Annotated in this window: 19 protein-coding genes and 1 pseudogene; 15 read left to right on the top strand and 5 right to left on the bottom strand. The window is 34.2% G+C overall.

What is annotated here, in order from left to right:
- The first annotated feature begins 13 nt into the window (after nt 1-13).
- The 3 genes from CaldiYA01_RS10665 (at nt 14) to CaldiYA01_RS10655 (ending at nt 9310) form a co-directional block, all read left to right on the top strand.
- On the top strand, nt 14-1516 hold the full coding sequence (locus CaldiYA01_RS10665; protein WP_207179558.1) for a glycoside hydrolase family 32 protein: 1503 nt from the start codon (nt 14-16) through the stop codon (nt 1514-1516).
- Nucleotides 1513-2490, top strand: coding sequence for a carbohydrate kinase family protein (locus tag CaldiYA01_RS10660; RefSeq protein WP_207179556.1), 978 nt, complete (start codon nt 1513-1515; stop codon nt 2488-2490). Before CaldiYA01_RS10665 ends, CaldiYA01_RS10660 begins: the two co-directional genes overlap by 4 nt.
- Nucleotides 2491-2962: 472 nt before the next feature.
- Nucleotides 2963-9310, top strand: a complete 6348-nt coding sequence (locus CaldiYA01_RS10655) for a GH32 C-terminal domain-containing protein (protein ID WP_207179555.1) — start codon at nt 2963-2965, stop codon at nt 9308-9310.
- Between the two features lie 80 nt (nt 9311-9390).
- Here the strand turns inward: CaldiYA01_RS10655 and CaldiYA01_RS10650 are convergent, their stop codons facing one another.
- Entirely contained in the window at nt 9391-10746 is a 1356-nt protein-coding gene (locus CaldiYA01_RS10650) for a sensor histidine kinase (RefSeq protein ID WP_207179552.1), read from the bottom strand.
- On the bottom strand, nt 10743-11396 hold the full coding sequence (locus CaldiYA01_RS10645) for a response regulator transcription factor (protein ID WP_307729582.1): 654 nt from the start codon (nt 11394-11396) through the stop codon (nt 10743-10745). The genes CaldiYA01_RS10650 and CaldiYA01_RS10645 overlap by 4 nt, the downstream gene beginning before the upstream one ends.
- A 218-nt stretch (nt 11397-11614) precedes the next feature.
- Between CaldiYA01_RS10645 and CaldiYA01_RS10640 the strand changes: the two genes are divergently transcribed.
- The 9 genes from CaldiYA01_RS10640 (at nt 11615) to CaldiYA01_RS10600 (ending at nt 19576) form a co-directional block, all read left to right on the top strand.
- Nucleotides 11615-12166, top strand: coding sequence for a DUF2680 domain-containing protein (locus CaldiYA01_RS10640; protein ID WP_207179550.1), 552 nt, complete (start codon nt 11615-11617; stop codon nt 12164-12166).
- Nucleotides 12167-12459: 293 nt separating this feature from the next.
- Nucleotides 12460-13038 carry a PepSY domain-containing protein gene (locus tag CaldiYA01_RS10635; RefSeq protein WP_238480524.1) on the top strand — a complete coding sequence of 193 codons (579 nt, stop codon included), beginning with the start codon at nt 12460-12462 and terminating at the stop codon, nt 13036-13038.
- A gap of 163 nt (nt 13039-13201) precedes the next feature.
- Nucleotides 13202-13897, top strand: a complete 696-nt coding sequence (locus CaldiYA01_RS10630; RefSeq protein WP_207179548.1) for a response regulator transcription factor — start codon at nt 13202-13204, stop codon at nt 13895-13897.
- On the top strand, nt 13887-15263 hold the full coding sequence (locus tag CaldiYA01_RS10625; RefSeq protein WP_207179546.1) for a sensor histidine kinase: 1377 nt from the start codon (nt 13887-13889) through the stop codon (nt 15261-15263). The genes CaldiYA01_RS10630 and CaldiYA01_RS10625 overlap by 11 nt, the downstream gene beginning before the upstream one ends.
- 314 nt (nt 15264-15577) lie before the next feature.
- Nucleotides 15578-16723, top strand: coding sequence for an iron ABC transporter substrate-binding protein (locus CaldiYA01_RS10620; RefSeq protein ID WP_207179545.1), 1146 nt, complete (start codon nt 15578-15580; stop codon nt 16721-16723).
- A gap of 28 nt (nt 16724-16751) precedes the next feature.
- Nucleotides 16752-17813, top strand: a complete 1062-nt coding sequence (locus tag CaldiYA01_RS10615; protein ID WP_207179543.1) for a FecCD family ABC transporter permease — start codon at nt 16752-16754, stop codon at nt 17811-17813.
- Nucleotides 17814-17815: 2 nt separating this feature from the next.
- Complete coding sequence (locus CaldiYA01_RS10610) at nt 17816-18580, top strand: ABC transporter ATP-binding protein (protein WP_207179541.1); 765 nt, start codon at nt 17816-17818, stop codon at nt 18578-18580.
- A 23-nt stretch (nt 18581-18603) separates the two neighbouring features.
- Nucleotides 18604-19044: a tRNA (N6-threonylcarbamoyladenosine(37)-N6)-methyltransferase TrmO gene (gene tsaA, locus CaldiYA01_RS10605; RefSeq protein WP_207179540.1), complete on the top strand. Its 441-nt coding sequence runs from the start codon at nt 18604-18606 to the stop codon at nt 19042-19044.
- 1 nt (nt 19045) lies between these two features.
- Complete coding sequence (locus CaldiYA01_RS10600) at nt 19046-19576, top strand: FmdE family protein (protein ID WP_207179531.1); 531 nt, start codon at nt 19046-19048, stop codon at nt 19574-19576.
- Here CaldiYA01_RS10600 and CaldiYA01_RS10595 read toward each other — a convergent pair.
- The 3 genes from CaldiYA01_RS10595 to CaldiYA01_RS10585 all read right to left on the bottom strand — a co-directional run bounded on the left by CaldiYA01_RS10595 (nt 19556) and on the right by CaldiYA01_RS10585 (nt 22156).
- Nucleotides 19556-20005, bottom strand: a complete 450-nt coding sequence (locus CaldiYA01_RS10595; RefSeq protein ID WP_207182838.1) for a DUF3842 family protein — start codon at nt 20003-20005, stop codon at nt 19556-19558. The two genes, CaldiYA01_RS10600 and CaldiYA01_RS10595, sit on opposite strands and share 21 nt — an antisense overlap.
- A gap of 91 nt (nt 20006-20096) precedes the next feature.
- Complete coding sequence (locus CaldiYA01_RS10590) at nt 20097-21485, bottom strand: sensor histidine kinase (RefSeq protein ID WP_207179529.1); 1389 nt, start codon at nt 21483-21485, stop codon at nt 20097-20099.
- Complete coding sequence (locus CaldiYA01_RS10585; RefSeq protein ID WP_207179527.1) at nt 21482-22156, bottom strand: heavy metal response regulator transcription factor; 675 nt, start codon at nt 22154-22156, stop codon at nt 21482-21484. Before CaldiYA01_RS10585 ends, CaldiYA01_RS10590 begins: the two co-directional genes overlap by 4 nt.
- Before the next feature lie 167 nt (nt 22157-22323).
- Between CaldiYA01_RS10585 and CaldiYA01_RS10580 the strand changes: the two genes are divergently transcribed.
- From CaldiYA01_RS10580 to CaldiYA01_RS10570, 3 genes and pseudogenes are all read left to right on the top strand, one after another.
- Entirely contained in the window at nt 22324-22638 is a 315-nt protein-coding gene (locus CaldiYA01_RS10580; protein ID WP_207179525.1) for a hypothetical protein, read from the top strand.
- Nucleotides 22639-23033: 395 nt separating this feature from the next.
- A pseudogene (locus CaldiYA01_RS10575) lies at nt 23034-23629 on the top strand (IS607 family transposase).
- Nucleotides 23577-24773, top strand: coding sequence for an RNA-guided endonuclease InsQ/TnpB family protein (locus tag CaldiYA01_RS10570; RefSeq protein ID WP_207179522.1), 1197 nt, complete (start codon nt 23577-23579; stop codon nt 24771-24773). Before CaldiYA01_RS10575 ends, CaldiYA01_RS10570 begins: the two are co-directional and overlap by 53 nt.
- Nucleotides 24774-24835 lie beyond the last annotated feature (62 nt).

Below are 24835 nucleotides of genomic sequence, written 5' to 3'. Positions count from 1 at the left end.
AGGAGTTTGACAAATGAGTAAGTTACAACAGGCACAAAAATATGTGGAAGAAAACAGAAACAAAGTTAATCCTGAATTTAGATTAAAATATCATATGATGCCAGAAATAGGATGGATGAATGATCCTAATGGCTTTATATATTACAAGGGGGAATATCACTTATTTTATCAATACTATCCATATGACTCAAAGTGGGGAACCCCATACTGGGGGCATGCAAAAAGCAAGGATTTAATAATATGGGAGCATATGCCAATTGCTTTGGCTCCGGATATGTATTATGATGTGGATGGCTGTTTTTCTGGCAGCGCTATAGAAGTAGACGGAAAGTTATACTTGATGTATACGGGTCATACAAATCCAGACCCGGATAATCCAAAAAACATAAGACAAGTACAAAATATGGCTGTATCAAAAGATGGAGTAAATTTTGAAAAAATAAAGCAAAATCCAGTAATAAGCGAAAGGGATTTACCCTACATTGCCTTACCACAAGATTTTAGAGACCCTATGATTTTCAAACACAATGATAGTTACTATGCGGTAATAGCTTCTCGAAACATTGATGGAAGTGGACAACTTTTATTATATAAATCAAACAATTTATTGAATTGGAATTATGTAGGTGTAATAATAAGAAGTGACAATAAGTTGGGGAAAATGTGGGAATGTCCAAGTCTATTTAAGTTAAATGATATGGATGTTCTTATTTTATCAGTTCAACACTTGGATAAAAATGGTGATAAATATCATAATTTGTTCTCAAGTATATATATGCTTGGCAAAATGGATTATGAATCATGGAAATTTATATGTGAAGTGGTGGATGAGATTGACTATGGTTTTGATTTTTATGCTCCTCAAACGCTTGTTGATGATAGAGGAAGGCGAATTATGATTGCGTGGATGCAAGTGTGGGGCCGAACTATTCCTACTGATTGTCACGGGCATAATTGGGCAGGAGCAATGACCTTGCCGAGAGAATTAAGAGTTATCGATGGTAAGTTGTATCAAATACCAGTTGATGAAATAACTAAGTACAGAAAAAATAAAATTAGTTACAAGGATATTATTGTAAACGATAAAATACAATTAGACGGAATTGAAGGGCAAAATGTTGAACTTGAAGTAGAAATAGATGCGCAAAATGCGAACAATTTTGGGATTAAAGTTTTAAAGGGTGAAAAAGAAGAAACTGTAATGCATTATGATAGAAGAGAGGGAAAATTTATCTTTGACAGATCAAAAAGTGGGGAGCAAATAAAAAATACTGAAGGAAAAGAAGATAATGAACAAATTAGAAAGACAACTGTATCATTAAAAAACAATATATTAAGTCTAAGAATTTTTATAGATAGGTGTTCTGTTGAAGTTTTTATTCAAAATGGTGAACGTGTAATGACTTCTACTGTTTATCCAAAATCAACTTCCAAATCGATTGAATTTTTTACAGATAATAAAATAATAATAAAAAATTTGAATAAATGGGATATCGAATTAGGAGGTATCAAATGAAAAGAGTATATACGATTGGTGAAATCTTAATAGACTTTGTATCTGACGAAATTAATACCCACCTAAAAAATGTTGGTACATTTAGAAAAACTCCAGGAGGAGCACCTGCCAATGTTGCTGCAACTGTAGCTAAATTAGGTGGGGAAAGTATATTAATTACTAAGATTGGTATTGACCCATTTGGGGATTACTTATTAGAAACATTACAGAATGCGGGAGTGAATATTGATTACATACAAAAAACAAATTTAGCTAATACAGGTATAGTTTTTGTTTCCTTAAAGGACAATGGCGAAAGAGAATTTTTCTTCTATAACAGGATTAGAGCTGACCTATTATTAGATAAAGATGAAATTGACCCTTCGTGGTTTAAGAAGGGAGATATCCTCCACTTTTGCTCGGTTGATTTAGTAGATGCACCAGTTAGATATGCTCATTTAAAAGCAATAGAATCTATTAAACAAGCGAAAGGATTTGTCTCATTTGATCCTAATGTGAGATTGCAATTGTGGAATAATAAAAAAGAGTACAAAGAGACAATACTGATGTTTCTAAAGTATGCTGATATATTGAAAATAAGTGAGGATGAAGTGGAGTTTATTACTAATATTAAAGATATACAAAGAGCTGCACAATGGATATTGACTACGTTCGATAATTTAAAAATTTTGATAATTACAAGAGGACAAAACGGTTGTTTAGCTTATTTTAATAGTAAACAAATAGAAGTTGAAGGGTATAAGGTTAAAGCAATTGATACAACTGGCGCAGGGGATTCTTTTATTGGGGCTTTCTTATATATGTTGTCTAAAGAAGAGCTAAATATTACCGAAATGACTGAAAGTCAAATAAGAGAGTATTTAAAATTTTCTAATGCAGTTGCTGCCTTGACTACTATGAAGAAAGGAGCAATTAGTGCATTACCTTCTTTAGAAAATGTTAATAGGTTTATTTCGTTTGGTGTGTATGAATAATTTAACACTAGAAAATATAGATTTTAAGATCATGAGATAATTATCCAAAAAAGATTCAAACTATTCTAAAGCAGAAATATTTTAAATATTTGTTGTTAAAAATCAAGAAAGATTAAACATAAGAAATTTAGCGAAAGGTTAGCCAATATAACTTATAAAATTCAGAAAAACGTTTAACCAAATGTTTAAGATAAAAAATTAAAGATTAGATATTACACGTACATTAGTAGTTGGACACAATTACAATTTACTATAATTAGTTATCATTTTCTAAGGCTGTTTAGTTTATTAAGAAAAATAATGTTTAAGCAAAACAAGAATTTCAATAAAATACTCTGAAATTTATAAGTCACTATATGAAAAATTATTGTTGTTTGGGAGGTGATGGGTATGAGTTGAATATAAGTTAAAAACAAAATTGTAATAATTTAATATAGTCACAAAATCAAGTAATCTATAAGGAGGGTTGAGTATGTTTAAAAAGTACGTTAGTAGAAGTTTAGTAGCGCTAATTTTAATTGTATTTGTACTTAATATTGTGTTTTCGCAAGCATATGTATACGCTAACGAGGGTTCACAAGGGGAGACAGATTATCCGTATACAATAGTAAATCCGGGATTTGAGACTGGGGACATGACAGGATGGACAGTAATAGAAGGAGGAGCTTTTGGACCCAATAGCGTGTCAGATGAAACAACATGGTGGGCAGAACAAATACCATATAATCAAGAAGGTAAATACCATTTGAATGGTTGGAGGTATCCGGAGTCGGAGACAGGTAGAGTACGATCGACGACATTTAAATTAGGAGGAGTTGGTTGGATAACGTTTAGATTAGGTGGTGGAAAAAATGTAAATCTGTGTTATATACAGATATGCGATGCAGATACTGGTGAGATAATAGCAAGATATGGAAATACAGAATTTGCAGATGTAAACTTCCCTCATATAGATCAGGGAATGAGATTAGCTAACATGGTAAAGTATAGAGCAGATTTATCAGCTTATATAGGACGTAATTTATATATTGAAATAGTAGACAATGCAACTTCAGATTGGGGTTTAGTATTTGCAGATGATTTTCAAACATATTACGAAGAAATTCCTCAAGATGGTGTATTGGCAAAGAATCTATATAGACCAAAAAAAGTTTATGTATTACCTAATTTAGATTTTGAAAAAGGGTCCCTCGAAGGTTGGACAGTTAAAGGTGACGCATTTACAGGGAGTGTTGTAAATGATGTATATACTCCATCTGGCACCAAATTCAACCAACAAAGGTTTTATCATGTTTTTGGTTTGGCTGGAGCAAATACAGTTGAGGAAGGGAATAAGCGAAAGGGAGAGCTCATATCGCCAGTATTTACCATTTATAGCCCCACTATAAGTTTTCTAATTGGTGGAACTGATGATATTAATAATGTTTATGTTGCATTATATGATGCAAATAACGATAAAGAATTGAGAAGAGCTACTGGAACTGGGAAAGAAGAATATACAGAAATAGTTTGGGATGTTTCTGATTTGAAAGATAAAGATGTGTATATAAAAGTTGTTGATAATTCAGAAAGTGGTCATATAAATGTTGATGACTTTAGTATTAATGTTACCGCAAATTCATTGATAAACCCTGGCTTTGAAACAGGAGACTTAGAAGGATGGTTAAATGTAGAGGGTGAAACATTTTTAAATTCAGTGACTCAAATTTCAACTTATTGGGGGACGAGGTTATTTAAGCAAGAAGGAACATATCACTTATGGGGGTTTGCGTCTGGTGGAGATCAACTCACGGGTGTATTAGAATCGAACAAGTTTATACTTCAAGGTGATCCTGAATTATATGGTAGTGGACGAATAAGCTTCCTTATTGGTGGAGGAAATAATATAGATAGTTTATATGTTGCACTGGTTGATGATTCAACAGGTAAAGAAGTATTTAAAGCAACAGGTAGAAATGATGAACAATATTTTAGAGTAGTTTGGGATGCCTCAGAATATATTGGCAGAAAAATGTTCTTCAGAATTGTAGATAAGGCTAGGGGAGGATTTGGACATATAAATGCCGATGATTTTAGAATTAATTTATATCCTTTTGAAATAAAAAATGGAGATTTTCATACATTAGATTTAACTGGGTATGAAGTTTTAGGTAATGCATTTACTGTAGATGAAAAAGGTGTATCAAGTATACAAAATAAAGAAGCTACTGGGCAATTGAAGAGTTCTGTATTTGAATTAGCAGGGAGTGGAAAAATTGAGTTTTTAGTAAGAGGAGACAGTGACATAGATAGTTTATATATAGCACTTGTTAATTTAGAAGATGGTAAAGAAGTTATTAAAGCTACTGGGAATGGGAAAGATACATTCTCGAAAATAATATGGGATGTAAAAGAATATTTAGGCAAAAATATGTATATAAAGATTGTTGATAGAAGTACGAGTGGTTATATTGGAGTAGACGATATAAGAGCATATATTCCGCCTGAAAGTTTAGATGCAAAAATGTTAATATCTAATAATGGATTTGAAACAGGAGACTTTTCGGGTTGGCTGGTTACTGGTGATGCTTTTATTGTGTCAGACGAAAACATTGATGGGAAGGAAGGAAAATACTTTGCTAAATCTGAATTGAATAAAATTGGAAGTATTAAGTCTCAATCGTTTAAGTTAGGAGGAAATGGTGAAGTTAGTTTTTTAATTGGTGGCAAAGGTAATCCAAATGCATTATATGTTGATATTTACGACAATAATAATATATTGTTGTTTAGAAAAACCATAGAGAAAGAAACATTGGAGAGAGTCAAGGTGAATTTATCACAGTATATCGGACGTGAGCTTTATATAGTTGTAGTTGATTATGATCAGAACGGTTATATAAAAGTTGATGATTTCAATGTATATAACAGAGGTTTGATAGCTTATTGGAGTTTTGATGAATGTAAAGGGAAAACAGCTAAAGATGAGGTAAGTAAGAAACAGGATTATATTAATTATGTTTTCAATAATGCTGTTTACGCAAGTCCAAAAGATCCAGAATGGCGTAAAAGCGGAATTAAAGGAGGTTCACTATCATTTGATGGATATTCTACCTTTATAACCCGTAAAGCAGGAGATATAGAGTTACCGAGAGATCAATTAACAATAGAAGCATGGGTTGCTCCACGCAACTATGAATATGGAGACGAAGGAAAATTATCAGCTATTGTAAATCAGCATAATAGAGATAAAAAAGAAGGTTATATTCTTGGCATGTACAGACATGGTACGTGGTCTTTCCAATGTGGGATAGGAGATGAATGGGTTGAAGTGTGGTGTAACGATCATCCATTAGAAAAATATAAATGGAATTATATTGTTGCGACTTATGATTCAAGAGAATCAATTGTACGATTGTATTATAACGGTCAAGAAGTAGCATCGAAGAAAACACCTAAAAATTATCCCATTAATTTAACTAAAGAGGATTTCATTATTGGTAAAAACAATCAAGCAGTTGCTTTTGCAGGTGTCTTTAATTTCAATATGTTCTCGGGATTAATTGATGAAATAAAGATTTATAATGTGGCTCTTTCTCCAGAACAAATAAAGAATAATTTTGATAATTATATTGCACAATATGGTAGTAAAATACCAGAAATACCTCCAAGCGATATTGAAATAGATGAAAGTAAATATGATGGCGATCCACATAGACCTCAATATCATGCGATGCCTCCCGGCAACTGGATGAATGAATCACATGCTCCAATTTATTATAAAGGAAAGTATCATTTATTTTATCAATTTAACCCTCAAGGACCTTACTGGCATCAAATACATTGGGGCCATTGGGTAAGTGATGATATGGTAATGTGGAAAAATGTAAGTCCAGCGTTAGCTCCAGAAGCAGGCAATTTAGATCCAGACGGATGTTGGTCTGGTAGCGCAACTTATGATAGGGATGGTAATCCAGTTATCTTTTATACTGCTGGAAATGACGCTGCTTCGCCTAATCAAAGAATAGCAATTGCGAGACCAGCTGATCTTAATGATCCTGATTTGGTAAAATGGGTAAAGTATCCTGAGCCAGTAATAGTACAAGAAAAAGGAATAGGTATATATGGTGAGTTTAGAGACCCATTTGCATGGTATGATAGAGAGTCTGATAAATGGTATTGTTTAGTAGGTTCAGGCAGAGAAGATGGAAGTCAAGGTACTGCATTGGTTTATGTTTCAAGTGATATGTATCATTGGGAATATAAAGGGCATTTATTTGATGGGGATGTTTCGCAATATAAATACCTTGGTACTGTATGGGAATTACCTGTATTGCTTCCTATTGGCAAGGATAAAGATGGGAATATGAAGTATATCTTCTTAGTTACTCCATGTAGAGGTGAAGCAAAAGTTGATGTTTATTACTGGATAGGAAGATGGGATAAAGAAAGTTGTAGATTTAAACCTGACCACATTGAACCAAGGTTGTTGGATTTAGGTGGTGGTCATTTAACAGCACAAGCAGGTTTTGTAACTCCTGATGGTAGGACTGTGCTATTTTCTATTGTACAGAATTTCAGAACACCACAAGCTGAATACGAATCTGGTTGGGCACAATCCAATGCATTACCAGTAACAGTAAGCTATAATGTTTATACTCAAGATATTGATGTTAAACCAATAAAAGAACTTGAAGGATTAAGAGCACAAAAACTAGCAGATATAAAAGATAAATCAATTGATGAAGCTAATCAATTAATCGGCAATATAAAAAGTGATATGCTTGAAATTATCCTTGAATTTGATAAACCTCAAAATGCCAAAAAATTTGGTATAAAGGTTCGCCGATCTCCAAGGGGAGAAGAGGAAACTTTATTCTATTATGATCTGAATGAAGGTGCTTACTATGTTGATAGGAATAAGTCAAGTATTGACCCTGATACGAGATGTTATGGAATACAAGGAGGAAAAGTTGATTTAAACGGAGAGAATGTAAAAATTCACATTTATATTGATCGTTCAATAATTGAATCATTTATTAATTATAAAAAGAAAATAACAACAAGAGTATATCCAGGACGAATCGATTCGCTTGGCATACAACTTTGGGCAGACGGAAAAATAAGAATTAAATCATTAGAGATTTGGCAAATGAATGCTCGAAATGGAGAACCAGCTAAGCCAGTATATGTTCCTAATAATTGGGATTCTCCTAAATTTCCGTATGTGGCGGAGAATTGGGATTCTTCGAAATATCCAAATGTTACGTTACCTCCAAATCATGATTTTTCAGCTGGGAATTTATCAGGTTGGATAACAGAAGGCAGTGCTTTTACTGATGCACATGTAACAAAAGAGGAAAAATTCTGGGGAACAATTTATTTTAATCCATCACGAAGGATACCAGGAGGATATCATTTATGGGGATTTAATGAAAAACTTGGTGGTGACAAATTAACTGGGACTCTTAGAACTCAGAATTTTATTCTTGGTGGAAATGGCAAAATAGACTTTCTATTAAGTGGTGGTAAAGACGAAGAAAAATTGTATGCTGCATTGGTACGTGTAAGAGATGGTAAAATTCTATTTAAACAAACTGGATTTAATTATGAAGAGTATCAAAGAATTAGATGGGATGCTTCTTCGTATATTGGTGAGGAGTTGTACTTTATATTAGTTGATAACAGTACTGCTGATTTTGGTCATCTTAACTTAGATGATGTTCATATACCTATAAAGATTGCTGAACAGATTCCAGTAACATCACAACCAGCACCAATAACATATGAAGTGACACCGACTCCATCACAGCAATCAACCCCATCACAGCAGCAGTCTCAGCAACAACCGTCACAGCAACCACAACAACAGCAACAGCAGCCAGTGCAACAGCCATCTCAAACACCGCAACAGCAAGCCCAAAAAGACATTGTCACAGTTGAAATTAATCCAATGTCAAAGTCTACTATTGAATTTGACAAGAACATTAAACTTGAGGTTCCACAGGATACTATTAAAGGGTTTGCACCTCAGGTTAAAATAGCAAAGGTTGAAAAACTTGACCAGGATATTAATGTAGGAACTTTAATTGCTCAGCCAATTGAGCTTTCGGTTGAAAAAGGGAACATAGCAGGAAATGTTCAGCTGCAAATAAAACTTGATGCTCAGGTTGTTAAAGAAGACCAGGTTGCAATTGCACTTATTTACGATGCACAGAAAGGTAAGTGGTTACCTGTTGCAACAAAGCAGGAGCAAGATAAGCTTATTGTTACTACAAACAAAGCTGGCAAAATTGCAGTTGTTGCAGCAAACTTAGAAGATGTATTCAAGGATGTAAAGAAAGAAAATTGGGCATATACTACATTTAAGAAGGCAATCACAACCGGACTTATTACAGGATATGAAGATATGACATTAAGACCTGACAAGAAAGTTTCACTTGCTGAGGCAGCAGTACTTGCTCAAAGAGCGTTTGAAGTTGCACCAAAGCAAGAAGGAAGTCTGCCAAATGTTCCTCAGTGGGCAAGCGCAGCTATCAAAGCGTTAATTGACAATAGTATTATTGAGACAGTTAAAGATTCAAATGCACCGCTTACAAGACTGGATGCTTGCGTAATAATAATGAAGATACTTGAGCAAAGGGGTATAAATGCTGAATCAGCTCAGGTTGCATTTGCTGATGTATCTAACTTGCCAGCTGACAAAATAGATTACATTGCAAAGGCATACAGTTTGGGCATTGTTAAAGGATATAATGACAATACATTTAAACCACAAAAAATTATCACACGTTCAGAAATGATAGTAATGTTAATAAGGGCACTTGAAATATTGAAAATGTGAATAAAACTCTTTATCAAAAATCAGGGGGCTGTCCAAAAAGATAAGTGGACACCCCCTTTTTCTCAATATATACCATAAGCTTATTTACCTTTAAATTTTACCACAAAGTCAGCACCTTCTCCTTTTTTACTAAATACACTAATTTCACCATTATGCATTTGTATTATCTCTTTTGCGATTGATAAGCCCAGCCCGCCTATTCCTTTTTTTGCACTTTTGCTGTAAAATCTATTGAAAATATAAGGCAAATCTGCTTCATCAATACCTTCCCCATCATCTTTGATTGATACTTTGATATAGTCATTTTCTTTTTCAGCTTTTATATAAACGTTTCCTGTGTCGTTTGTATGATGAATAGCATTGATGATAATGTTACTAAAAGCCCTTTTTAGAAGTTTGCTATCAGCTTTTGTTACGATATCATCTTCAAAAAGCCAAAACTTTCTATTTCCTTTTATAATGTTTACTTCGCTGATAATTTTATTAAAAAGGCTTTTTAAGTTTATAGGTTGTATATTCAACTGTATAGTACCAGATTGTAGTTTTGATAGCTCAAGAATTTCATTTATGAGATTATTCAAACGCTCAGCTTCTTCCATGATTAAACTGGCATATTCTTTGATTTGGTCTTTTTCTAATATGTCATCGTATATAGCCTCAGCATAACTTTTTATGATGCTCAGTGGAGTTCTCAATTCATGAGTTGTATTTGCTATAAAGTCCCTCCTTAGCTTTTCGGTTTTAGAAAGATTTTGAGCCATAAATGTGATTGTTTTTGCAAGCTCACCAATTTCATCTTTGTTTTTAACATCAATTTTAACGTTATAATCTCCCTTTGCTATAGCTTTGGCAGCATCAATGATTTTAAGAATGGGTTTTGTGAATAAACTGCTAAGCGCATATGCACCAATGATTGATGCCAAAAGAGCAGCGATAAAAAGGATAAAGATTTGATTTTTGACATTTCGAACGTCATTTTGAATGTCATGCAAAGGTGTATGAATAAATATTGCCGCTATGATCTTGTTATTGTTAATTATAGGCATTCCTAAGGTAATAAGGGTGCTTCCTTGAAATGTTTTTTGGTCTGTCCGGTAGATAATTTTTCCTGATAAAACATCTAAAATTATTTGTCTTTCAATGTTCCTTGTTCTTCCAAACATGAACCTACCATGAGATTCTATCAAACTGCCGTTTGAATCATATATTGATACCCTGCCGTTTATAATATTAGCTATATTATTTGCTTCACTTGAATAATCAAGGTTATTTTTAAATTTATAAGAAATGTCTTTTGCATATTGAATCATTCTATTTTTTAGATTAGCTTTAAAACCACTTGTGACGATATTTCCTTGAAGAAAAAAGCTTAAACCTAACATAAAGAAAAGCAAAATAAGTGTATAAATCAATAGTTTAAAACTTATCCTTCTCATTTTTTCACCTCAAACTTATATCCATAACCTCTTACTGTTTTAATGTAATCTCTGAGATCTCCGAGCTTCTCTCTGAGGTTTTTAATATGTGTATCCACAGTTCTAAGATCACCATAATATTCATAACCCCATACACTATTTAAAATCTGCTCTCTTGAAAGGGCAATGTTTTGCCTTTCATATAGGTACAATAAAAGTTCATATTCTTTTTGAGTTAGATTCACTCTTTGACCTTTTACATATACCTCTCTTGCTGCTTTGTCGATGAACAAAATGTCATTTGAGTTGGGCTTTTTGGTTCTCTTTAAAATTGCCTTCACACGTGCAACAATTTCTTTTGGGCTGACAGGTTTTACAACATAGTCATCAGCACCAAGTTCGAATCCAAATATCTTATCATCATCCTCTCCACGAGCTGTTAGCATAATAACTGGCGTATCGTCCTTTTTCCTTATTTCTCTCAACACACTCCAGCCATCTTTTTGGGGTAGCATCACATCTAAGATTACAACAGAGTACATTGAAGGTTGAAATTTTTCGATTGCTTCGTTTCCGTCCGATGCTTCTTCTACTTCAAACCCTTCTTTTTCAAGATATAACTTTATTATTTTTCTGAGCTTTTCTTCATCTTCAATCAGCAGTATCTTCAACCTATAACTCACTCCTTGTGAATTATAGATGTGAACAACCATAATTCCTTAAATAAATTTTACCAAAGATTTGAGAAAAAATCATCATTTTCAAAAGACAATTTATTTAAAAAGATTTTCTTCACAAAAACTCCACAATTTCTTCACATCAGTTTCACAAAACACCTTTATATTTAAACTTGCAAAACAAAATTTTAGTTTTTGGGAGGTTGATTTAAATGAAAAGAAGAATAGGTTTTGTGGTAGCGGTGGCTTTATTAGTGCTTGTCCTGAACTTAGCTGCTTTTGCCGCAACAAGTGTTTCAAACACCAATCCAGCATCAGCAACTAATACCACAGTTTTGCACATGGCAAGGGGATATGGTGCTCAGTTTATGGCATCAATTGTAGCAAAGCTGACAGGTCTTACAGTTGATGAGGTTGTATATTTGAGGTCACAAGGTCAGACTTTCTACCAGATAGCTTTGTCAAAAGGTGTAACAGCTGAGAAGTTTAAGGATGCTGTATATCAGGAAAAAGCTGCTTTAGTTGACCAAAAAGTAAAAGATGGCGTTATTACAAAAGAACAGGCTGATGCAATAAAGGCACAGATGAAAGCACGAATTGAGAGCTGCAACGGACAGGGCTACGCAAACAGACCACAAACAGGGTATGGACTATTTGGTGGTGGAAATGGGCAAAAGCAGGGTATTGGGCAAGGTAAAGGTATTGGCTACGGCAGAGGTATGAGAGGTTTTGTAAATGGAAATTCTTCAAATCAATCAAAATAAGTAAGTAGACATTTGGGCTTAGCAGGGTGTTTTTGCTCTGCTAAGCCTATGTTAATTTTTAAAATACTGTTTCATTGAAACCAGCTTTAAATATAGATTCTGTGAGACATTTTGCAGTTTTTGTAAGGGAATAAAGATTGATTTAAATGATGATGTGCCAAGGTTGACAAAAGATATAACCATAATATTTCTAATCAAATTTTAATTTCTTTATAATAGTTTTCTAATTATCCTCCTACATAATTATTCTTACGAGCAGCTGCTCGAATAAAAATGTAGGGGGTAGATAAAAAGTGTTGAAACAAGTTAAAAAATTTGTAGTGCCATTGCTTGCGGTAGCTTTTGTCTTGAGCTTTGTAATAGGATATGCAAATTCACACTCTATTGCAAGTTTTACTAAACAAGATAGTCTTGTTAAAAAACAGGCGGCACAAGTTCAGAATCAGAATCAAAATTATAATTCATCAGAAGGAAAGAATGTAGACAATCCAAAAGACAATGATATTGAAAGAGCCGATGATGGGCAAAATGTAGACAGCCCAAAAGACAATGATGTAGAAAAAGCTGATGAAGAAAATGATGAGAGCAATCTAATTACCAAAGCAAAGATTTCAAAAAATGAAGTGGAGAATATTGTTAAATCGGCATATCCTGGCAGCACTCTTCAGAAAATTGATATTGGTGATGAGAATGGTCTGATTATCTACGAAGTCAAAATGACTGACAAATCAGGTAAGGTTTTAAATGTCAAAGTTGATGCAAGCAATGGCAAGATTGTAGGTGTTGAAAATGGTAATTCCCAGCAAGAAGAACAAAAGGATGAAGACAATGGACATGACACAGACAATCAAGAAGTAGAAAATGAACAATAAGGTTAATAAGAATTTTGGGATTTGCAAATATCAAATTTTTTAACAAAGCAGGCTGCCCTAAAGAATTACTGGGCAGCTTTTCTTGTCAATAATTATGTATTTCACAGGCTGATAAATCTGCGGTAAAATATCTTCAAAGAAGAATTAGGGGGAAGATATACAAATGCCATCATACAAAATTTTGATAATAGAAGATGAAAAACAAATAGCTCGATTTATCGAATTAGAATTAAAACATGAAGGTTACGATGTATATGTGTGCTATGATGGCATAGAAGGACTTAAAAAAGTTGAAGAGATACATCCAGATTTGATACTCTTGGATATTATGTTGCCTGGCATAAATGGCATTGAAGTTTGCAGAAAAGTAAGGCAGTATTCTAATGTCCCTATTATTATGGTTACAGCTAAGGATGATATTCCAGATAAAGTGATGGGCTTAGACAGTGGAGCGGATGACTATGTCACAAAGCCATTTGCAATAGAAGAATTATTGGCAAGAATAAGGGCAGCTTTGAGAAAAAGCAAACAGTTGAATATAATTCGGGAAGTTCTCACTATTGCTGATTTGACTATTGATACATCCAAACGGATTGTTAAAAGGGCTGGTAAGATAATTGAGCTTACCAAAAGAGAATATGATTTGCTTGAATATTTAGTGAGAAACAAGGGAATTGTTTTAACCAGAGAACAAATATTGGAAAACGTCTGGGGATATAACTATATGGGCGACACAAATGTGGTAGATGTATATATACGGTATCTGCGCAGTAAAGTAGATGAGGGTTTCAAAACAAAACTCATCCACACAGTAAGAGGAGTTGGATATAAATGTGAGGAGAAAGAAAATGAAGATTAACATTTTAAGGTTCAGAAAGATTTCTTGGAGAATTACATTTACATATGCCGTAGTGTTTTCAGTGATGGTTATTTTATTAAATTTCTTAGTTTTATATGGATTAAGATTTTACCTTCGTGAGCAAGCTATAAATCAAGTTAATGCTATTGGTAAAGATATAGAAAGCAAGATATTGGGAATAGGTGAAGAACAAAAAGACATTTATGACGAAGAACTTATAAATGATGCAGTAATAAATAGCGATATTAACATAAAGATAGCAGACAGCAGTGGCAGGATTTTAAATCAATCAAGGAATTTTGATCCTCATGTTAATGTAATGGCAAATCCTAATCGCGCTATGGTAGTTGAAAATGAAGAAAAACACTTGATAGTGAAGAATTTTGTCATCTTTAATAATGGCAAGATTATTGGATATGTTCAAGTTGCCAAGAATATGAATAGAGAATACTTATTTCTTAAACTATTGTTCATGTTGTTACTTATTGCCGATGCTATTGGAATGATAACATCAGTTATTACCGGATTTTCTATCAGCCAAAAAATACTAAGACCTATTCAGGAGATAACAAATACTGCAAAAAGAATTACTGCCACAGATTTGAATGTAAAAATTGATGTAGGGGAGGTTGATGATGAGCTTACTAATCTTGCCAAAACTTTTAATGAGATGATTGAAAGACTGAAGGTTTCCTTTGAAAAGCAAAACCAATTTGTATCAGATGCGTCACATGAGCTGAGGACTCCTTTATCTGTTATAAATGGATATATAAACTTAATAGATAGATGGGGCAAAAATGATAAGGAGATTTTACAAGAATCTATAGATGCTATAAAGAATGAAGTCAAATATATGACAGAACTTGTAGAAAGATTATTATTTTTGGCAAGAGGGGATAGTGGAGTTATAAAGCTGCAAAAAGAGGTAGTTAATTTGAATCAGTTAGTAGAAGAAATTGTTAAAGAAGGTAAACTTGTTGCACCTAATCGTAATTGGAGCTATGATCTTAAATGGCGAATAGATATTTTTGCTGATGGAAGATTAATAAAACAAATGTTGCGAGCTATCATTGACAACAGCATAAAATTTACTCAAGAAGGTGGTACAATTAATATCTCAGTAGAGAAACATTTGGATAAAGTGAAAATAGTTGTCAAGGATAATGGCATTGGTATTCCCCGTGAAGAGATTGGCAAAATATTTGATAGGTTTTATAGGGTTGATAAGGTCCGAAGTAAGACCACAGGGGGAAGTGGATTAGGACTATCAATTGTAAAATGGATAGTTGAAGCACATAATGGAGAGATTTTGGTTGAAAGTGAACTTGGAAAAGGGACAGAGGTAAGCGTATTGCTGCCTATTTGATTGTGTTTAGTAAAATAGAAAATTTTATTACAAACTCTTGATGCAATCCCCGTGATTTTTCTATGTTGACACCTGAACCAATATTGTTATAAAATCAAAATAGGAGTTTAAAAATTAAAAGTAATGGCATAGTGCACCACGATGGTGCACAAAAGAGATTTGAAAGAGAGTTATTAAAGTGCTTTTATTGACCAAAGAAAAACTAAAAAAAAACTTAAGCTAAACAAGCCCACGAAGGGGATGAGAAGTCTTCCTTTGTGGGCTTTTTGTTTTTCTGTGTGCCAAAAAACTTGCAAAATGGAGGTTTTTAGAAAATGTACAACATTAAAAATAGGAAAATATTATTTTTGAATGCAAAAAGGTTACTTGCTTTAGCCTTAGCTATTTGTTTTTTAAGTTTTCTTAGCACAAGTATTTTCAAAGCCTTTGCAAAGGGGGAAAAAGCATCTTCAAAGCTTATTGTCACTGACCTTTTAGGCAGGAAGGTTGAGATTGAAAACAAGAAAAACAAGCGACTTGTTGCAATAGGTCCGGGGGCTTTAAGGCTTGTGTTGTATGTCAATGGCACAAACAACATTGTAGGTGTTGAGAACGCAGAAAAGGCATGGGAAGAAGGTTCAAGAACATATATCATGGCATACCCTGAACTAAAGAAACTTCCTGTGATTGGACAAGGTGGGGCAGATTCTTCTCCAGACCCTGAAAAACTTATTTCTGTCAAGCCTGATGTGATATTTGCAGCAAGCTTTTTGGACAAAGCTCAGGCAGATAGTCTTCAGCAAAAAACCAGAGTTCCAGTTGTTGTGCTTGACTATGGGACAAAACTACTTTTTGATGAGAATGTCTATAAATCACTAAGACTTATTGGTAAAATTGTAGGGAAACAGCAGCGTGCAGAAGACCTTATAAACTACATGCAAAGATGTAAAGCGTTCTTAAATGAAAGGACAAAGAACATTCCTGCTTCTAAAAAGCCCAAAGTGTATGTTGGGGGTATTAGTTTTAAAGGTGGGCATGGGTTTGAGAGCACATGGGGAAAGTATTTTCCGTTTTTAGCCATAAACGCGCTCAATGTTGCAGACAGCGCGAACAAAGAAGGGTGGTTCATGGTTGAGAAAGAAAAGATTTTAGAGTGGGACCCTGATATTATATTTATTGATGAGGCTAATCTTGAGTTAGTAAAGCAGGATTACAAGAAAAATCCTGAATTTTATAAATCTCTTTCAGCCTTCAAAAATGGAAGAGTCTATGGCCAGCTTCCTTACAATTTCTACTGGACAAATATTGATACTGTCCTGGCAGATACTTTCTGGATTGCAAAGGTTGTGTTCCCAGACAGGTTCAGAGATGTTGATCCCGTCAAAAGAGCGGATGAGATCTACAAGTTTTTCTTAGGTAAGCCTCTTTATAGTAAGATGGCGAAGAAATTCGGAGGTTTTGTAAAGATAAAATTAGATTAGCTTAAGCAGAAAGGGTCTTGATATTGAGATGCAAAAAGAGGTGCTTCAAAGAGAGTATTTGAAACTTACCACAAGAAAAATTGTATTTTTAGTGGTTGTATGCATCCTGATATTTATTTTAGCTGTGTATGCTATTGTTGTCGGGTCGTCAAATTTGAACTTTGTAGATGTTTTAAAGACACTCATTGGCAAAGGCGATGAGAGAACAAAACTCATTGTGTTTAATATAAGACTTGTGCGGGTGCTGGCTGCCATTTTGGCTGGAATTGGACTTGCAATAAGCGGTAGCGCTACACAGACTCTCCTTCACAACCCCTTAGCTTCACCTTTTACGCTTGGTGTGTCTCAGGGTGCTGCATTTGGTGCGGCAGTTGGCATAATTTTGCTTGGCGGCGGCACCACTTCATCTTCTGCATCTGATTCTGTTGTGATTTTGAATCCATCTGTAGTAGTTATCTGTGCGTTTTTAGGGGCGATGATATCAAGTGTAGTTGTCATTTTGCTTGCCCAGGTCAAAAAATTTTCACCAGAAAGTGTTGTGCTCTCTGGTGTTGCGCTAAGTTCCTTGTTTTCTGCTGCAACAACCATAATTCAATATTTTGCATCAGATGTTAAGATTGCAGCACTTGTTTTTTGGACCTTTGGCGATATTGGAAGAGCGTCATGGAATGATGTTAAGATACTATGTGTGTTTGTTCTACTTTCATGGCTGTATTTTTTCAAAAATTCTTGGGACTACAACGCAATTGAAAGTGGTGAAGATGTGGCAAAAAGCCTTGGTGTGAATGTTGAAAGAAAAAGAATTGTTGGGATTTTTATCAGCAGTTTTGTTACCTCAGTTACAGTTAGCTTTTTGGGAATCATAGGATTTATATGTCTTTTGGGACCGCATATAGCAAGAAGGTTTGTGGGGAATGACCAAAGATTTTTGATTGCTGCATCTGGTGTTGTTGGCGGTTTTTTGCTTCTTTTGTCTGACACAGTTGCAAGGCTTATAATATCGCCGGTTGTTTTGCCGGTCGGGGCTGTGACCTCTTTTTTGGGTGCGCCGCTTTTTCTATATCTCTTAATCAGGAGGAAAAAAACATAAAAATGCTTGAAGTCAAAAAGCTCAGTTTTGCCTTCAAAGATTTTGAGGTGTTAAAGGAGATAGAGTTTAGAGCTCAAAAAGGCCAGTTTGTATCAATCCTTGGCAACAACGGTGCTGGAAAATCCACATTTTTAAAGTGCATAGCAAGAATTTTAAAACCACAAAACGGCGTTATTATTGTTGATGGCAAGGATATAAGTCGTTTTTCATCAAATGATCTTGCCAAGGTAGTAGGATATGTCCCACAAAGGTATGCAAGTACAAGGCTTACAGTGTTCGAATCGATTTTGATTGGCAGAAAACCTCATTTTTTGAGCATAACGCCTTCTAAAGAAGATTTGCAGGTGGTAGAAAATGTCATAGAAAAGTTTGGGCTAAAACCTCTTGCTTTCAGGTATTTGGATGAACTGAGCGGCGGTGAAATGCAGAAAGTTGTGATAGCGCGTGCCATTGCCCAGCAGCCAAAAATTTTACTTTTAGATGAGCCAATAAACAATCTTGATTTAAAAAATCAGGTAGAGGTATTGAGTATTTTAAAAAAGTTGTCAAAAGAAAATGGTATTTTGGTAATTAGTGTCCTGCATGATTTAAACTTGGCAATAAGGTTTTCTGACCACTTTGTCTTCATTAAAGACAAAAGCGTATTTGCCTCAGGTGGCAGGGAAATTATCACTCCTGAGATTATATCAAATGTGTATGGAGTAGAGGTTAAGATAGAAACTTCACACGACCAACTTTTTGTAGTTCCTGTGATTCCGACAATATAAAGATTTTAAAGGAGAGAGATTTTATGGAGCTTGTCCCGATTGGCATATTTCACAGCCCATACAAGACAAAAGATGAAGCGCCGCACCAGGGAAGAGGTTCTGAGGTTGTTGCGTATATAGAAGTTTTTGAAAAATATATTCAAGGGTTGAAGGATATAGAAGAAGCTAAGTACCTTATAATTCTTTACTGGGCACACCAGGCTAAAAGAGATGTGCTTGTGACAAAGACTCCTTTTTCAGATGTACCTAAAGGTGTGTTTGCCTGCAGATCGCCAAACAGACCAAATCCAATTCTATTGGATGTTGCTGAACTGGTAGATAGAAAAGGAAATGTCCTGGTTGTAAAAGGAATAGATGCTATTGACAGCTCACCTGTTTTGGATATAAAACCTTTTTATGCAGAGATTGATGTGCCTAAAGAAATTTTGTTCAGTAGCGTAGTAAGAAAGGAGAGTGAAACTTAAAATGGACAGCGCACTTTGGCAAAAATGCATAGAGTTTCACGGACACAGTTGCCCTGGTCTTGCAATAGGATTTAGAGCATGTGAAGTAGCAATAGAAAAGCTTGATCTTACTTTTTCAAAAGACGAAGAGGTTGTGTGTATAACAGAGACAGATGCCTGTGGTGTTGATGCTATTCAGATTATTTTGGGCTGCACTGTTGGAAAAGGAAATCTTATATTTAAAGACAGAGGCAAACATGCATTTACCTTTTTCAGGCGTGACACTAATGAAGGAATAAGGGTTGTTTTTAAAGGTTTTGACAATGACATGCCACGTGAAGAAAGGCTCAAAATTGTTCTCAGTGCACCACTTTCACAGCTGTTTGAGCTAAAACAGCCACAAGATACTATTCCACCATCTGCACGCATCTTCAAAAGCATTGAATGTACAGGGTGCGGTGAAAAGACAGCAGAAAATAAAATAAGAGTTTTGGACGGCAAGTTTTACTGTCTTGACTGCTTTGAAGAATACTCAAGAGGATGGGGAAGATAAGCTCCTGTCCTCTTTTTTTATGTTAAGGGCTATATCTTCAATTATCTGATTAAATATCTCCTTGATTGAAAGATTGAGTGTGCCAGGAATAAATATTCCATGCAGATTAAGAGGAATGATGTACTTCTTGCACTCAAGAGAAAATACCGTTTGGGCTATCTTTGCTGTTATCTCACCGCCAATTCCGCCACACGTCAAAATTCCGATGGGTCCCACAATTGCATCTGGTACAAAATTTGTTAAAAAATAAACAATCTCATCCTCACCACAATATCCCACATCTGCGCCGTTTTTGAGCATGTTCTGCATAGCCACTTTGTTAGTCCCAAGCGCAACGACTTTTATTTTATCTTCAAACTCTTTTTTTAATCTTTTTATAAACTCCCTTCCAAGTCCTGCTCCTTGTCCATCTAACACTGCGATGACCATTCTCAATTCAGCCCTTTTTTGAGTACTTAAGTGATATGTTTCTAGTAACTAAATTATAAAATCTTTGCGTTGGATTGTAAAGAAAAGATTCTTAAGTAGAATGTAGTTTGGTCTGATGTTTTGGAAGGCTCACTTCAAATTTTGAACCTACTCCAACAGTACTTGTTACATTTACTTTTCCCTGATGAATTTTTACTATCCAATCGACAATGGAAAGACCTAGACCTATTCCCTCAGTTGCACGCGATTTATCAACCCGGTAAAATCTGTTAAAAATAAAAGGAAGGTCTTCTTGAGGAATTCCAATGCCACTGTCTTCAATAATTATTCTTACTTGCTGGTCCAGTTCTTCAACTTTTGCTTTTACCCATCCACCTTTTTTGTTGTATTTTATAGCGTTCTCAATAAGATTTATAAAGAGTCGGGTAAGCAGTGTCTGGTCACCTTCAATAAAAATATCCTTTTCACATTCATGGTAAAGTTTAACATTTCTTTGTAAGGCATATTCATCCATTTCTACTATTACATCTTCTACCATTGTTTTTAGATTTATATTTTCAAAATCCACCGGCCAATTGCCTTCTTCACACCGTGTGAGCATAAATAGCTGGGATATTATTTTGTTCATCTTTGATATTTCTCTATGGATGGAGATTAGCCTGTGACGATATTCTTCTTTTGTCAGGTCACTTTCAAGCGCTTCTTCCACTAAAGCTTTGACAGTTGCAAGTGGAGTTCGAAGCTCGTGTGATGCATCTGACAAGAACCGTCTTTCTCTTTTGAATGCACTTTCTAACCTTTCCAACATCTCATCGAATGTCAGAGCAAGCCTGCCGATTTCATCATTTGTGTTTGGAAAATTTAAACGTTTGCTCAAATCGGTGTGTCCTATTGTTCTTGCCATTGTTGTTATATCATCAATGGGTTTTAATGCTTTTTTGGCAAGAAGGTATCCTCCTGCCACTGCAATTAAAAATGGAATTGGAGTGGATAAAAATATGACCTTTTTTAAACTATTCATAACTCTTTTTGTAGCAGATGGTCTTCCTATCCTGAGCCAGCCAATTGGCTTATTTTTTTCATCGTATATTTGCTGGTCATATACAAGCCAATCCTTTTCGTTTAATTCAAACATTCTCACCGCTGTATTAAAAGGAATATTTTCTACACTTTTTGCAAATAGATTACTTGTTGCATATATCACCTTGTTGGTCATAAAGTATACTACTATTTGTGCTCCTGAACTGATTATCCTGTGTGACTCTGAAAGAGAAATTCTGTTGTCTTTTGAAATGTTTATTCTCAGGGCAACCTCATTTGCAAAGTCCTGCAAAAAATTCTTCTCACTTGTTTCAAGAATTTGAAACATAAGGAGATATAAAAATAGACTGAACAGAACTACTATGACCATTAACATTGTAGAATACCAGATAGTAAGCTTTAGCCTTATATTTAAAAATTTAAGACAATTTCTTTTCATTTTTCATCCCTCAGCATATATCCTACACCACGAATGGTGTGAATAAGCTTTTCAGGAAACCCATCATCAATTTTCCGACGAAGATACCGGATGTACACATCTACTATATTTGAAGTTCCTTCAAAGTCATAATTCCATACATGTTCAGCTATCTGAGATCTGGTAAGAACTCTTCCCTTATTTCTGGCTAAATATTCTAAAATAGAGTACTCTTTTGTTGTAAGATCAATTACTTTTCCCGACCTTGTGACTTTGTGGGAGTTTGTATCTATTACAAGGTCTTTTACCTTGATTATTGGTTCTCTTGTTTGGCTATATCTTCTTAGCAATGCTCTTACTCTTGCTAAAAGTTCATCAAATGAAAAAGGCTTTACAAGATAATCATCTGCACCAGCATCAAGCCCAGTGACCCTGTCCTCTATTGAATCTTTAGCAGTCAGGCAGAGTACTGGTGTTTGAATTCCCTTTGTTCTTATAAGTTTCAGCAAATCTATGCCATCAATCTTGGGAAGCATTATATCGAGTATAATGAGGTCATAGTTAGCGCTTAGAGCAAAATGAAGACCTTCCTGTCCGTCGAGAGCTATGTCTGTGCTGTAGCCTACTTCTTGAAGTCTTCTTGCAATAGTATGTGCTAATGATTCCTGATCTTCCACCACCAAAATTCTCATTTAAACTTTCACCTGCACTTTAGTTTCTATCTCAAAATTATAGCTTATGTCAAAAGCTTTATAAATTAAAAAAGTTTAATCCTTCTTTAAGCTTCTTTTAATGGTAAAGGTTTAAAATAAGAATCTGAATAAAAGTTCAAAAATTTTTAAAAGAGGAGGTGTCTGAGGTGAAATTAAATTCAAAGCTTATTCAAAGAGTAGTTGCAGTTGTAGTTTTATCAGTATTTATTATGGTTGGAGCACTTGGCTTTGCAGCCACAAATTCAAAATCTATGACAAAAAGTACGGTAAAAAAGATTTCAACAGTTGCATCAAAGTCTTCAACTAAGGTTTTGGCAAAAACAAGTAAATATAAAAAGGTAGCTAAACTTTCATCGACAACAAAGTCGAAAAAGAATTCTGTTAAAACTTCAAAGGTAAGTACAAAAAGTGCTAAAAAATCCTCAAAAGCTTCAACTCCAGCCTCGTTATCCAAAAAGTAAATTGTTTCTTTACTAACTGGGGTAGCACTGCTACAATCCCAATTTTACAATAAAAAAGCATGGGCTGTACCTTTCTCATGAAGTCAGAAAGGTCAGCCTTTTTTTGTTTGAATATAATAAAGCAATTCAAAAATTCTATTATAACTATAACCGAAATCGATTATCCTATCTTTTGTATTATTTTGTTCTTAAAAATCACAAAAAATTTAATTGAATTTTTACAAAAATTTTGTGTATAATTTCCCATATATGAAGCTATAAAGCTTTGAAATTCTAAAATAAAAAATTATATGGTGGCAAAAATTAATAAACGGTTTTAAACATATTAAAATTTTAAATAAAATATATTTGCCTGGCTTCTAAATTGTGTTATAGTATTTATGGATGATATAAATATGAAAGCAAAAGAAGTTCTGGAATTATTAAAAATATCAAGACCAACCCTAACTAAGTATGTAAAAGAAGGGAAAATAAGAGTAACGGTTATGCCAAATGGATTTTATGATTACAACTATTTATGCAAGGGTTTCAACTCCAAAACTAAAGAGGGATTTAGAAAATCAAATTGAATTATTAAAACAGTTTTGTTTTAATAGTGGCTATAAAATACACGGAGTATTCTCTGAACAAGCATGGGGAATTAGCTTTGAAAAAAGAAATGAATTTTTTAAAATGCCCGATAGATATTCTTGCAGGTAAGGTACAAAGGGTTGTTATAGCCTATAAAGATAGGTTGAGCAGAGTGGGATTTGAATTGTTTAAACGCTTATTTAGAAAATTTAACACTGAAATAGTAGTTGCATCGGAAGTTGGAAGCAAGAAGCTTGATTCTCAGGAAATAATTGAAGAAATTATAAGTTTGCTCTACTGTTACAGTATGAAATTTTATAGCAAAAGAAAAATTCAAAAAATAAGAAAGCTTTTAGAAAGTGAGGTGTTTGAAGATAATACTCAAGAGGACAGAGCAAATACAGATAAACAAGAACCATGAGTTATGGAATTATTGTGATAAAGTGTGTTTTGCAGCAAAGAATTTATACAACTTTGCAAACTACACTGTAAGACAGGAATTTATAAAAAGTGGCAGGTGGATAAGATACAGAGAACTTGACAAAATGTTAAAAGACCATGAGAGTTATAAGAGCCTGCCAGCTCAGACTTCACAGCAAGTGCTAAGACTTCTTGATAAAAACTGGAAGTCATTTTTTAAAGCAATGAAAGAATGGGGCAAAGATAAAAGTAAATTTTTGGGTAGACCTAAATTACCAAAGTATAAGAAAAAAGACGGCAGGGCTATTTCTATTTTTACAAATCAGCAGTGCAAGATTAAAAATGGTTATTTGACTTTTCCGAAGACAGAATTAAAGCTAAAGACAAGGATAACAGACAAATTAAAAGAAGTCAGGATAATTCCAAAAGGAAGCATTTATGTAGTTGAAATAGTTTATGAAAAGGAAATAGCCAAGGTAAAAAGACCACCAAAGAGGATAGCAGGAATAGATTTAGGGCTTAATAACTTTGTAACATTAGTAAATAACATAGGCATAAAGCCTATTGTTATTAATGGCAAAGTTATTAAGTCAATAAATCAGTATTACAACAAGAAAAGAGCACAGCTTATGAGTTATGTAGGCAATAGAGGAAGTAGCAAAAGAATAGAGAAGTTGACTTTAAAGAGGAACAACAAGATTAAGGATTTTATGCACAAAGCAAGCCGTTTTATAGTCAACTGGTGTAAGCAACACGAAATAGACACTCTTGTTGTTGGGTATAATCCAAACTGGAAGCAGGAGATAGAGCTTGGCAAAGTAAATAATCAAAATTTTGCTTCTATACCATTTAATCAGTTTGTAAATATGCTCAAGTATAAGTGTGAAGAAGAAGGGATTAGTGTAATAATTACAGAAGAGAGCTACACAAGTGGCTGCAGTTTTTTAGATGGAGAAGAAATCAAAGAAATAAATTATAATCCACGTCGAAGAATAAAGAGAGGCTTATTTAGGAGCAACAAAGGGATATTAATAAATGCGGATGTTAACAGTGCGTATAATATTATAAGAAAAGTATTTCCCAAAGCATTTGCTGAGGGGATAGAGGGTGTGGGGTTACACCCAGTTAGGTTGAATGTAGCCTAACAAAGAATAGTATTTAGCAAAATTTTAAATAGTTTTTAATACTTTAAACACTATTCATAACC

The sequence above is a fragment of the Caldicellulosiruptor diazotrophicus genome (assembly GCF_017347585.1).
Lineage (GTDB): Bacteria > Bacillota > Thermoanaerobacteria > Caldicellulosiruptorales > Caldicellulosiruptoraceae > Caldicellulosiruptor > Caldicellulosiruptor diazotrophicus.
This window is presented reverse-complemented; position numbering and strand designations above follow the sequence as displayed.